Consider the following 12,228-nt stretch of genomic DNA (forward strand, 5'->3'; position numbering starts at 1 on the left):
ATTTATCGATCATGTTGAGGACTTGGCGACAAAAAACTAGCCTAAGTTCATTGATAACACGTAAGATTTTGGGGAATACGAACGGTATCTGTCCGAAAAGCCTGGATGTGAGGGGAGATATTTACAACTAAATGGTGAGAGTCACTATTTTTGGAAGTATGAAACACTTTCTAGCTTTATTACTATTTGGGCTAAGCGCATGTAATACAACCCCGACTACCAACACTACAGAAAATCCTGGCGCCATAAGTCCATCCATAACAAAGGTTAAATGGCGCTCTCTGGATACCCTGGACGTCGCCGGCTTCAACGCTGATCTGATTCCTGGTAAACCAACTGTTGATGTAGGCGTATATTTCCCCTCCAATTTCGACTCCCGTTTTAAAAAGGTGACCCTACCCTGGCTGATGGAAAGCCTGAGGGCTGCCAAAGAAATCTACCAACCAACGGGAGTGCAAATCAATTTACTGTGGGTAAAAACCGGCGAGGTAGACCCAAAGCACTTCTCAATACAGGCCAACGAGGTGCCGGGCATTCCGGAAACAGAGTATGTGAATATGTACGTCCATTCCCGCAGGCATCCCGCCGAGCTGACGCAACATTCGCTCGATGCTTTTAATAGCATTATCGAGGATGCTCCTGACAATAAGCGGACGGTTTATTTGGTTGTGCTACAGGACGTCTTCTTCCCTTTCCTCGAAGTATCCGAAGGCCGTAACTGGACGATGAAATCCGTCAGGACGGGTGGATTATCTTTTCCTGGTTACTCCTATTGTAACACACTTCCGTCAAACATGCGAGGTGTCATCACTATTACCAACCTCTCCACTCCCGAACGCCTGCGCAGAACTGTGGCACACGAGCTGGGACATAAGGTGATGAATGTGAGTCATGAATACAAAAGCACCCACCCTGGTCATGAAGTGTATGCCGATGGTGGGTTGATGCTTTATGGCGACGGAGAAGATATCCCTTCCGGAGAGGCAGGACGCTGGCATCTGGAGCGACTGTTACTTTCACCGTACTTGTACAAAGCAGACGAAAACGGAAACAAAACCTGGAACCCAGACTATAAAGAAGGTGGCCACTACTACGATCCGTTGTATGGCGACTATGTCGTGAGGTTTGACGGGGCTGCGCCCATTGATGGAAACTGGTGAGGTTCTCCCTCACCAGTTTCCAATGATTAATAAGGAATATTATTTAACACCTGGTCAAAGTCGGGGTTGACACTTCTAGCAAATTGAATGGCAGGGTGATCCGAAGGCAGCTCATTGAAGTAAAACTCGGTGCCGTCGGTACGTTCTTTTTCCAACAGCCCTTTCATTTCTCTCAGCCCTTTCACATAAGGCTCGTAGGTTTCACCCTCCTCCTTTGTTTTGACCACAAGCAAAAAGGCACCTTCGGCAAACGGAGCCTCCCACCCGGTTGGCATATTGGAACCAAAGTGGAAGAGTGAACCAGCTTCCATTACCTGTCTCTTCCCTTCGCTGCAAAGTACCCAGCGGCCTCCCACTGTGTAAACGATGCTTTCGGTCGGGTGAGGATGTTCTGCCAAAAACATTCCCGGCTTTAGTTCGATAAAGAAAGCTCTTGTTTGCTCAGCAAAAAGCAGTGGACCAAATACGCCTTCATTGGTAAGCACTCCCACAGATTTGACAGCTTCAGCAATATTGGGAATCACCTCGACATTGGTAGCCAGCTGCACAAACTCTGGGGAAAACTCGGTTGCTTTGACAGTCAATTTGGGCAACGTATCCTGTACTACAGCAGGGCCCTCTGCCGGGTGCGGATGCGGATGTTCGTGCTCATGTTCATGTTCTTCCTTCTTTTCAGTAGGTGAGGTACACGACCACACGGCAAATCCGATCAACAAAATAATAAAAAAAGATTGTCTCATAGGTTTACAGTTTAGGTTTGGTTTTCAGTTTTGGTACTTACAAGCGCATATACACAAGGTATCACAATAAGATTAAGAATAGTGGCCGACAGCAATCCACCGAGAATTACGACAGCCATAGGGCTTTGTATTTCATTGCCTGGCTCCCCTCCTTTCAGCACTAAAGGAATCAACGCCAGACCGGTCGTTAGCGCCGTCATCAGAATCGGGTTAAGTCGGTCGGTAGCACCAGAAATAATTAACTCACGGCCAGCTACTCCCTCCCTTCGAAGGTCTTCGTACCTCGACACCAGCAAAATGCCATTTCGGGTAGCTATGCCAAACAAGCTGATCAAGCCAATGGTAGCAGCAATGCTGACAATTCCGGAGGTAAAATAAATGATCATCACCCCTCCAATAAGCGCCAGCGGCAGATTGATCAAAACAATCAGCGCCAGCCTGACATTTTGGAACTCGAAATAGAGCAGCAAAAGGATCACCAGCACAGCCAAAATTGCTGTGGCTAAAAGCAGCTGCGAGGCCTTTTGTTCACTTTCAAACTGCCCGCCATATTCTATCCGGTAACCTTGTGGCATCGGTACGTTAGCACCCACAAACGCTTTAATTTCGTTGACTGCTCCAAGCAAGTCCCGACCCTGTACATTGGCTGCTATTACAATCTTACGCTGCACTTCTTCCCGGGCAATGGTGTTTGGGCTACTGACAGATGCTACATCGGCCAGCTGATTCAGCGTGGTGAAAGCACCTGAAGGCAGGCTGATCAGAGACGCATTGAGGACACTCATGGAACTCCGTGATTCGGGGCGGAATCGTACTACCAGGTCAAAATACTTTTGCCCCTCGTAAATCTCGCCTGCAGTCTCTCCAGCGAAGGCGATATCCACCTGTTCCATTAAGTCTTCAGTAGTCATCCCATAAGCAGCCAGTATTTGTCGTTTGGGGGTGATCCTTAGCTGAGGCACTTCAATTTGCTGGTCGACAGCAACGTCGGCCAGCCCGGGAATGTCCTTGATACCTGTTTCGATGCTTTTGCCTATCTCAAACAGGCGCTGCAAATCGGATCCAAAAACTTTGATAGCGATATTCGCCCTAGTACCGGAAAGCATGTGATCGATCCTGTGTGCGATGGGTTGGCCAAGTGTAATATTGACACCAGGTACCACGCTTAGCTTGGTACGCACTCCCTCAAAAAACTGCTCCTTGGTCTTACCATCAAGGACAAAGGGTACGTCTATTTCCGCAGCATTTACACCCTGGGCATGCTCGTCCAGTTCTGCCCGACCGGTTCTTCTGGTTACCACCTGCACTTCGGGCATTTCGAGAAGCAACTTTTCAATGAGCACACCATTCTTATTACTTTCTTCCAGCGACATCCCAGGTACTCCAACTGCGCTAATCACCAGCGAGCCTTCATTGAACTCAGGAAGAAAGCTTCTTCCCAGCTGAGAAAAAAGGCCCAATGTGATAACAAATGCCACCGTCACAATGGCTACGATGGTTCGGGGAAAAGCGAGGGCTCCTTTCAGCAGACCTCCATAATAACGTTGAAGCCATTTTTCGACCCTGGTTCCTTCGGCCTGGGCCGTCAGCACTTTTTCACTTTTTAACAAGTAAGAACATAACACTGGCGTGATGGTGATAGCCACCACCAGGGAAGTGAGGACGGAAGTAATAAACGCAATACCAAGAGGCTGCAGTAGTTTGCCCTCCATGCCACCAAGGAAGAATAAGGGAACGAAAGCTACAATGATGATCAGCGTAGCAATGATAATGGAGCTTCTGATCTCCAGGGAGGCATCTCTGATGACTGTCAGGACAGGCGACCGTTCGGTCTGGGACTTTTTGATATTTTCACGAAGCCTTTTGAAAACATTTTCCACATCGATAATGGCATCGTCAACCAGTGCTCCGATGGCAATCGCCATACCACCAAGGCTCATCGTGTTGATAGTGTAACCCAGGAGCTTCAGTACGATGATCGACACCAGTAGGGAGATAGGGATGGCCAGCAGGGAAATGATTGTGGTTCTCCAGTTCATGAGGAAGATGAACAGAACAATGACGACAAAGAATGCTCCTTCCAGCAAAGTCTGATTGAGGTTGGAAATTGAGGCTTCGATGAAATCGGACTGCCGGAAGATGTGGCTTTGGATATTGACCCCTTTTGGCAAGGTCTGGCTCAGGTCGGTGATGGCTGAGTCGAGCCGCTGGGTGAGCTCCAGTGTATTTACTTCAGGCTGCTTAGAAACGGTGAGGATCACTGCCGGGGAGGCGTTAAGGGAGCCGTCGCCAATTTTATCAGCAGCACCAATCTGCACCGTAGCCACCTCTTTCAGCTTCACCGACTGCCCGTTTACATATTTGACAACAGCTTCCTCCAGGTGTTCGACAGCATAAGCCCTGCCGCTCCCCTTTACCAGGTACTGGTTGCCGTACTCGTTTATTACTCCCCCTGGAACATTAAGGTTCGACTCCCTTACTTTTTCGAGCACCTCGCCCAGGCTGAGCTGATAGTACTTCAACTTTTCGGGGTTGACCAGCACCTGGTATTGTTTGAAGTCGCCACCGATCACAATCACATTGGCTATCCCCCCAATAGATTTGATCCTTGGTCTGATGGTCCAATCGGCGAGGGTGCGAAGCTCCATGGGTGAAAGGCTGTCGGAAGTAACGCCCAGGAGCATGATTTCACCCATGATGGATGAGATAGGCGCCATGGTAGGGGTACCCACGCCGGTGGGCAGGTTTTCCTGCACCATGGGTATCCGCTCGCTCACAATCTGGCGGGCCCTGTAGATATCGGTGCCCCATTCGAATTCGACCCAAACAATGGAAATACCTGCTGAAGAAGAAGACCTGATCCTCCTTACATTGGGCGAACCATTCAGAGCAGTTTCGAGCTGGTAGGTCACCAACTTTTCTACCTCTTCCGATTCCATGCCATGAGCTTCGGTCAGCACCGTTACAGTGGGGGCGGTAAGGTCGGGAAATACGTCCACATTCATGTTCCTGGCAATGTACAGCCCGGCAACACTGAGAGCCGCAGCAGCAAGGAGGACGAGCAGGCGGTTTTGTAACGAAATTGATAATATTTTATCCAGCATCCTATTTGATTTTAAGCGCTATATCCAAACGCTGAGCGACATTATCCCAATTGATGATGTCCATCACACAGTCCACAAATTCGCCTCTCCTGTTGCGGTAAGTAAGGTAGTAGGCATGCTCCCAAACGTCGATGACCAGCAGAGGAATACAACCCCATTGGGTCAGCTTCTGATGGTCTGCGCATCCTAAAACAGTTAGGCGATCTGTAAATGGCTGGTAGGCAAGGATGCCCCAACCGCTGGACTCCACCGACTTGGACACTTTGCCAAGCAGGCCTTTAAGCTTATCGAGCGAGCCAAAGCTCTTCTCGATATACTTCAGCAAAGTCCCTTTTGGGTCATTCTTTTTGTTGGTGAGGTTGGTCCAGAAAATGGAGTGAAGGATGTGGCTGGAGAAATGGTAAGAGAGCTTGGCCGTCCAGTGTTCCGCCAGGTCATAATTTCCTGCCTCGACGGCCTTATTGATCATTTCCAAATCCTTATTGGCTCCGTTGACAGCCCCTCCGTGATGAAATTTATGATGCAGATAGAGGGTTTCCTCGTCCATGCACGGTTCAAGAAAATTGTTAGCGTAAGGCAGTGGTGCCTGGACAAAATTTCCATCCTCATCCATTAGTTTATCGATTCCACCCTGCTCTACGCTTTGAGCCAGCACGCTGGACGCTGGCATAACAGATGCACCGCCAATAATCATTGAGTTTTGAATGAATTTTCTTCTTTCCATTTTTTTGGTAGTTAGAGTTATACAAGCAGAAATTTGACCGTCAGCCCAAGGGCAATGATTTTAATTGTAATGGCCAAACCTACAGTAAGTTACAGTCAAGTTAATACTACGGCAAAACCCTCTCCCCCCCAGCAAGCGAGAATTAGGCAGAACCTGGGAGTACAGAATAAGTCAATAAGTTTTGCATACAATGAACAACCCAATGGTTAATGCGCATGCCCATGAGCCGGCGCCTGGCCTGAAATAGAAGCCATCTTAACATGATAAGCTCCTTTGGTGACAATCACTTCTCCCGGAATCAATCCGCTCAATATCTCCACTTCGTGGCCATTCCTGCTGCCAGTCACTACCGACCTCCGTTCAAAGCTTTCACCCGAAACCTGCACAATTACAGTATAGGCACCGTAGTCTTCGAGCAGGGCTGCTACCGGAATCACGGTGGCTGTATGGCCTTCGCCTACCAGCAGGCTGGCTTCGGTAAAACTACCCTCAGGCATTTCGACCAGATCATTGACCTCAGCAAATACCGACAGTAGTGGCTGATCTGCTTCAACTTCTCTGCCTACCGAAACGACCCGACCTCCTGTATTCGCCAGGCTTGACCAAACTCCAGGTGCTGTCTGATAGCGTATATCCTCAATGCTTTGAAGCTTTCCGGCAAAGCCAGCTCCCACAGACACCTGCAGCAAGCTCGACTGATGACTTGTTACTGTCAAAACAGATGCTCCCTGCTCGACAAACTCACCATTTTGAACAGCTATTGATTTAACAAAGCCGTTGATTGGCGAGGCTATCGTTTTGCCAGCCGATCCATAGCCCGAAACCAGTCCATCATAAGTTGCTTTGGCTACCTCGTATTTTTCCTGCGCCACTTCCAGATCAGCCTTTGCCACCACATCGGCTTCGAAAAGCTCCTTCTTTCGTTGAAATTCAGATTGCGACTGCTCCAGGGCCGCTTTTGCCTTTCGAATCTCCGTGGCCAGGTTGCCTGAAGTAAGCCCGGCACTACTGACACTCATCAGCGCCTGCCCCTTTTTGACAGCGCTTCCTTCCGTCAAGTTGTTGACGGCAAAGCTTACCATACCACCTGTGGTGGCAACCAGGGTTTTGTAGTCGGCTGGGGCTACTTTCCAAACGCCGGAAGTCGGAATCGCTTCAAATATCTCTTTTTTCAAGACGGGGGCTGTTTGGAATTCCATCTTCCAGGCCTGCTCCTTCAGAAAGCTGATTAACCCACCAGGCTCGGCTTCACCAGCTAATGCTTCTGTAGCCGCCTGCTCCGAAGCGTATACAGTCACACTATCAACCACAATCCGGTCGGTGTAGGCTGGTGTGGTTAAATCGAAAATCAGCTGGTAAACGCCTGCCTCTTTTGGCTGTAGTGACGGACCAAAAATTCCGGGTGAAGATGGAGCATCTACCGTATGCCTGATCCCTTTATCTCCTTTGACAAGACTCACCGTAACAGAGCCTTCTCTTACTGGCTGATGGTGCTTCAAAACGGTAAAATGGGCTGCAAACCTGCTGGTATGGCCAACGCTGAGAGCAGGAAACTCCACAAACAGTTCTGTTTTATCAGTCCATAGCGTCAGATCCATTGATGCTCCGGCCTCATGACTGTGCCCGCCTTCTTCATCATGGGAATGACCATGGTCTTCCGCCGCAGGTGTGCAGGCGAAGACCACTAGTCCCAAAGCTAAAATCAAATAACTTGCTCGTATCATATCAATGGTTCTGGTGTGAAGTCCCATCATCATGTGTATGGGTAGAATCAGCTTTAGTTTTGAGCGTATCACCCTTAACTGTGAATTCTTCCTGATCGGTGTGCTCATGCTCTTCTCCTTCCGCATGTGGGTGTTCGTGATCTTCGCCTTCTGCGTGTGAATGCTCTTCCCCCTCGGCATGCTCATGCCCGTGATCGGAAGAACTTCCAGACGAACAAGCTGAAACAGAGAAGGTAAGGAATGATGCAATAATGATGTGTGAAATTTTCATGACTTATTTGTTTAGTGTTTACAATTGATGCTTCAATAGTTGTGCACGTAACATGTGCACCTGTTTTTCCATTTCAAGGAGGTAATCCTCCGCCTCCCTGAAGAACTGAAGTTCCATATAGTATTCTATGAATGACAGCTCACCGAGCGTATAAGCCTTTAAGAGAAGCGTGTCGCTTTGTACGTCCCCCAGTGCAGCTTTATAGTCCTGATATTGGCTGAGCTTTAGCTGATAGTCATTGTATTGTTTACCAAAGTCTGTAGCCAGCATCAGTGACCTTACGCCTGAGTGAAGCTCATGATAGTCGAGCGACGCCCTGGCAGCCCTGACTTTGTTCCGATTACTCCAAAGTGGTATAGATAAGCCGCCATAAATTCCCGAATAGTAGGAACCAGAAACACCCTGACGATTGAACCCAGCCGTGAGGTGAGGAAGGCCCTTATTTTGCGCCAACCGAACCAGGCCGGCTGCGACTTCTTCCTGCTTGCTGAGCCCGAGCAACTCAGGGTCAAGCAATAGTTTTTCCTGCCATAGTGTTTCCTGCGACGGCACGTCCAAGTGTTGGTTCCATGAGTCGAGGTTCAGCGTAAGCTCTTCGCCTCCGTTCAGGTTTCGCAACTCAAGCAGCTGGTTTTTCTTCTTGTTTTGCAGCTGGTCTATCCTGAAAAGCTGCTGTGCCCTGAAAACCTTTGCTTTGTTGAGGTCCAGACGGCCTACCTGTTGTTTGTCATACAATAGCTGTGTGTGACGATAGACTTCTTCAGATTGCTCAAGTCTTTTCTCTTCCACATCTATCGTCTGGTTCAGAAACAATAGCTCGTAGCAGCCACTGAGTGCTTTCAAAAGAATCTCATTTCTTCTGGACGTGTAATCAAGCTTAAGTTGCTCCAACTGGATCGAGTTGACGCTTGATCTCGCCCCATAGACGGTGGGAAACTCAATGGACTGTGTAAGCTGAAACTCAGTGTAGTCACCTCCGGAATGATCGCTCCAGGGCAAATAGTAGACTCCGAACTGTGGATCAGGTAAGTTATTGCCTGACTTAAGTTCCAGCTCACGACTTTGAGTCAAAGACCGGAAAGCCTGTAAATCCTTATTGTTTCGCTCAACCTGCTCGAGAACACCTAAAATTTCCTGGCTCTGAGCTACTCCCAGACAGGAAATCAGGCATGCGCCGATGGCGAATACCATTTTTTTAAACATGTGAATAATATTTGATTTGAATAAAGCAGGCACCATTAAATTGGAGCCGCTATTCCTGATGGGCCGGGATACCGGCGGAGACTATTAGCAAATAGAAGGAGGGCCTCTCAGACACTGAGAGGTCAGAAATGCCTGTTGATAATGTTTTTCCTTGAACGAACCTCGATTTTCAGGCGGTGCCGCATCTGCCAGGTAAAACTGGATAGTTTCCATGGCAATAAACCGCAGATCGATCTTTTCATAGCCAACAAGGTTTTTGGCCTTCACCACCAAAGGCAACGACTCCTTCCAATGGAAAGAATGAGCATGGTGGTTTAGAAAGAAGTCTAGCGGGTTATTTTCCTCTTCGGATGATGACTCTTTCGACTGATGGTGGTGATGGTTTTCGTCTGAGTCGTGACTATGGCTAATAGAATGGCTCGTGTCATGCTTCTCCAGGTGCTGGTGCGGCAATACCTGATGAAGCATCATCAGGCTGAACGATGCTAACAGAAGAAGGGACGATATGGCAACAGACCGCTTGATAGAAACAAATGTAGTTTATTATTGGTAGTCAGCAAAATCACGAAGTCTGTCACACCCTTAGGGGTAGTATTACATTAACTGTGTCAGCCTTTAGTATACTTTCTCTTTTGTCATGTGCTTTGCGATGTTAGCTGTTCTGTTAACCCGGGAATCAAATTTTTACAGGAAATTGACTTTTTGGCACTTCAGCGACCTCAAAAAAAACAAAAATCTAAGCGCTTCTGCTTCGGTTTTGAGTCCCCTGGACTGCCCGCCCGCCCGGCATCGAACCGCTACCTCCTGATTACAAGTCGGTTGGTCAAGTGGTCAAAACAAAAAAACCGAAGCGTTTCTGCTTCGGTTTTGAGCCCCCTGCCGGGATCGAACCAGCGACCTACTGATTACAAGTCAGTTGCTCTACCAGCTGAGCTAAGGAGGCCTACTATTGCTAGTATTTTGGGATTTCCCTTCTGGTTATTCCGTTTGGGACTGCAAAACTAATCGGCTGATTAATTATTGCAAACACTTATTGTGATTTTTTTAAGAGGTTTCGTGAATCACCTTGAGTTGCTCTTTCAAACCGTCCAATTCCTCTTCTGCTTTAACGATTTTTTCATCAAAGTCGGCCTTCAGCTTATCAGCTTTTCTGGACGATGCCAGGAATTCCAGGTTGTTTCTCCAAACGGCTATGTCGTTCTCCAGCGTCGCAATCTGGCGCCTGACCTGTCCCTCCTTCTGGTAGATTTTGCGCTCACCATGTGGTTCACCCTTGATCTTACCCACCTGCATGGCTGTCTTGAACTTACGCTGTTCATCCTCGGGCAGTGACTCCGCCGCCTTGTTGAGGGCGTCGATGGCCTCCTGATATTTTTTCTGGATGGTCTTCATCGCATTTCTCGGCACGAAACCAATCTGGCTGAACTTCTCCTGAAAGCCACTGATAACATCCAGATCGAGACTTTTCTCACCTGCCAGTTTCAGCAACTGCTCGCAAATGTCTTCTTTCTTTTTCAGGTTGTCATAGTATTCCTTCTCAGCACCCTTGCTCTGCGAACGCTTCCTTTCAAAAAAATGGTCACAGGCAGCCTTGAACTTACGAAAAACCTCCTCTTTCACTTTTTCAGGCACCGGGCCCACCTCTCTCCACTGCTGCTGCAATTGCTTGAGCTGATTCGCAGCTGAATCCCATTCCTCGCTATCTTTTAGTGCGTCCGCCTTTGCTACCAGCTCTTCCTTTAGCTTCAGGTTTTCATGTCGCTTTCCTTCCAGCGTCTTGAAGAACCCGCTCTTGTTGCTAAAGAAAGTTTTGAATGCCCCCCAGAATCTCTTATTTATCTTCTTGGCGCTTTCCTTAGGCACACCGCCAACAGCTTCCCATCTCTTTTGAAGCTCCAGCACCTCCTTCGTCTTCTTGTTCCACTCATTGATCTTATCAGAGTTGAAAGCTACAAACGTCTCAGCCTCCTCACATAGCTTTGTCTTGACCTCCATATTGGCCTTCAGCTCAACCTTCAGTTCATCCACCATTTCACGGCGCTTGGAATAGATGAGGTCAGAAGCGGCCTTAAAACGTTGCCAAATCTCTTCCTGAGATTCCTTTGGTACCGGTCCAAGATGTTTGAACTCTTCGTGAAGAACATTCAACTCTTTTACAGCATGTTTGATGTTCTCTTCTTTGGTCAAAGCTTCCGCCTTGTCGCAGAGCTCAAGTTTTGATTCGAGGTTTTTCTTCCTGTCGAGTTCCTTTAGCTCAAAATAAATGCTTCTGTTATCGTAGAAGCGATCAATGAGGGCATTGTAGTTGGCCCAAAGGGTTTTTGCGTACTTGCCAGGCACCTGGCCAATCACCTTCCACTCATCCTGTATCTTCTTCAGTGCTGTAATGGAGGTCGTATTTTCCTCGCCATCAACTAAATGGCGAAGCTTCTCCAGAACATCTATCTTTTTCTTGTAGTTTTCTTCTTTTTGCTGCTCCAGATTCTGAAAAAGCTTGTGCTTTTTCTCACGGAACAATTTGTAATTCTCTTCGAAACGATAGGCAAAATCATTTAACCTAAACTCAAACGAATCTTCTTCTCCCCCATCTGCCAGGTATTTTTTCAGCGCTTCTTCCTTATCATGGGCGACCATTTCATCGTGAACTGACTTTAGCTCTCTGACTATCCGATCTGCCTTGCGCACGTCGTCCCAGTGAAGTACCTCGGTAAACTTGTCTACAAGCTGCTCGGGCGAATAATGGCTGTAATCCTCTGCTTCTTCATGCTCCTCGTTGTCTTCCTCCTCTTCTGCTTCGTCGTTGCCCGAGGCATCAGCCGCCTCGGCTAGCTCCTTAGGCTTCTTCTCTTCTTTGACGGAATCGACTTCTTCGGCAGAAACAATTTCTGATTCAGGTTCCGGCGCTGCCTCTTTGCCTTGGGTTTCTACCCTCTTTGCTGTCGGCCCCTCGGCTTCCTTCACATCCTTTGAGGTTTCCTCCGACTTCATTTCTTCTACAGAGGCAACTTCGGATTTCAACTGGCTTTCTTCCGCTTCAGGTACCACAGCTTCATCAGCGCTAACCGATGCTGGTGTAGCCTCAACAACAACTTCTGCTGGAGGTTGCTCAGCTTCATCAGGTACTGCGGGTACTTCGGCGGCAGGGGTTTCAGCTTCTGGTTCTTTCTTTCCGTCTTCATCACGGACATCTACCGATGGTTGAGAGTCGTTGTTGGTAACGCTATCATCGGAACTCACTTCCTTTGGAGCAGCGTTGCTCAACTTCTCATCACCTTCAGACACTTCTTTCTCATTGTTCATCG

9 protein-coding genes and 1 tRNA gene are annotated in these 12,228 nt (G+C 48.2%); 1 reads left to right on the forward strand and 9 read right to left on the reverse strand.

The window, feature by feature from the left end:
• The first annotated feature begins 158 nt into the window (after nucleotides 1–158).
• A complete protein-coding gene (locus RIF36_RS14705; RefSeq protein WP_350122437.1) occupies nucleotides 159–1,160 on the forward strand; it encodes an ImmA/IrrE family metallo-endopeptidase in 1,002 nt (333 codons plus the stop codon).
• Between the two features lie 26 nt (nucleotides 1,161–1,186).
• Here the strand turns inward: RIF36_RS14705 and RIF36_RS14710 are convergent, their stop codons facing one another.
• The 9 genes from RIF36_RS14710 to RIF36_RS14750 all read right to left on the reverse strand — a co-directional run bounded on the left by RIF36_RS14710 (nucleotide 1,187) and on the right by RIF36_RS14750 (nucleotide 12,226).
• On the reverse strand, nucleotides 1,187–1,900 hold the full coding sequence (locus RIF36_RS14710) for a cupin domain-containing protein (RefSeq protein WP_350122439.1): 714 nt from the start codon (nucleotides 1,898–1,900) through the stop codon (nucleotides 1,187–1,189).
• 11 nt (nucleotides 1,901–1,911) lie between these two features.
• Nucleotides 1,912–5,004 carry an efflux RND transporter permease subunit gene (locus tag RIF36_RS14715; RefSeq protein ID WP_350122441.1) on the reverse strand — a complete coding sequence of 1,031 codons (3,093 nt, stop codon included), beginning with the start codon at nucleotides 5,002–5,004 and terminating at the stop codon, nucleotides 1,912–1,914.
• Between the two features lies 1 nt (nucleotide 5,005).
• On the reverse strand, nucleotides 5,006–5,728 hold the full coding sequence (locus tag RIF36_RS14720) for a superoxide dismutase (protein WP_350122443.1): 723 nt from the start codon (nucleotides 5,726–5,728) through the stop codon (nucleotides 5,006–5,008).
• Between the two features lie 206 nt (nucleotides 5,729–5,934).
• Nucleotides 5,935–7,452 (reverse strand): efflux RND transporter periplasmic adaptor subunit, encoded by a 1,518-nt coding sequence (locus tag RIF36_RS14725; RefSeq protein WP_350122444.1) that lies wholly within the window; start codon nucleotides 7,450–7,452, stop codon nucleotides 5,935–5,937.
• Nucleotide 7,453: 1 nt separating this feature from the next.
• Nucleotides 7,454–7,723, reverse strand: coding sequence for a hypothetical protein (locus tag RIF36_RS14730; protein ID WP_151996966.1), 270 nt, complete (start codon nucleotides 7,721–7,723; stop codon nucleotides 7,454–7,456).
• An 18-nt stretch (nucleotides 7,724–7,741) separates the two neighbouring features.
• The gene (locus RIF36_RS14735) at nucleotides 7,742–8,926 is read right to left on the reverse strand and encodes a TolC family protein (protein WP_350069540.1); all 1,185 of its coding nucleotides are present in this window, start codon (nucleotides 8,924–8,926) and stop codon (nucleotides 7,742–7,744) included.
• Nucleotides 8,927–9,010: 84 nt separating this feature from the next.
• Nucleotides 9,011–9,397, reverse strand: a complete 387-nt coding sequence (locus RIF36_RS14740; RefSeq protein WP_350069537.1) for a hypothetical protein — start codon at nucleotides 9,395–9,397, stop codon at nucleotides 9,011–9,013.
• A gap of 399 nt (nucleotides 9,398–9,796) precedes the next feature.
• A tRNA-Thr gene (locus RIF36_RS14745) sits at nucleotides 9,797–9,869 on the reverse strand.
• Nucleotides 9,870–9,970: 101 nt separating this feature from the next.
• Nucleotides 9,971–12,226 (reverse strand): DUF349 domain-containing protein, encoded by a 2,256-nt coding sequence (locus RIF36_RS14750; protein ID WP_350122446.1) that lies wholly within the window; start codon nucleotides 12,224–12,226, stop codon nucleotides 9,971–9,973.
• Nucleotides 12,227–12,228 lie beyond the last annotated feature (2 nt).

The sequence above is a fragment of the Imperialibacter sp. genome, from assembly GCF_040222815.1.
Classification (GTDB): domain Bacteria; phylum Bacteroidota; class Bacteroidia; order Cytophagales; family Cyclobacteriaceae; genus Imperialibacter.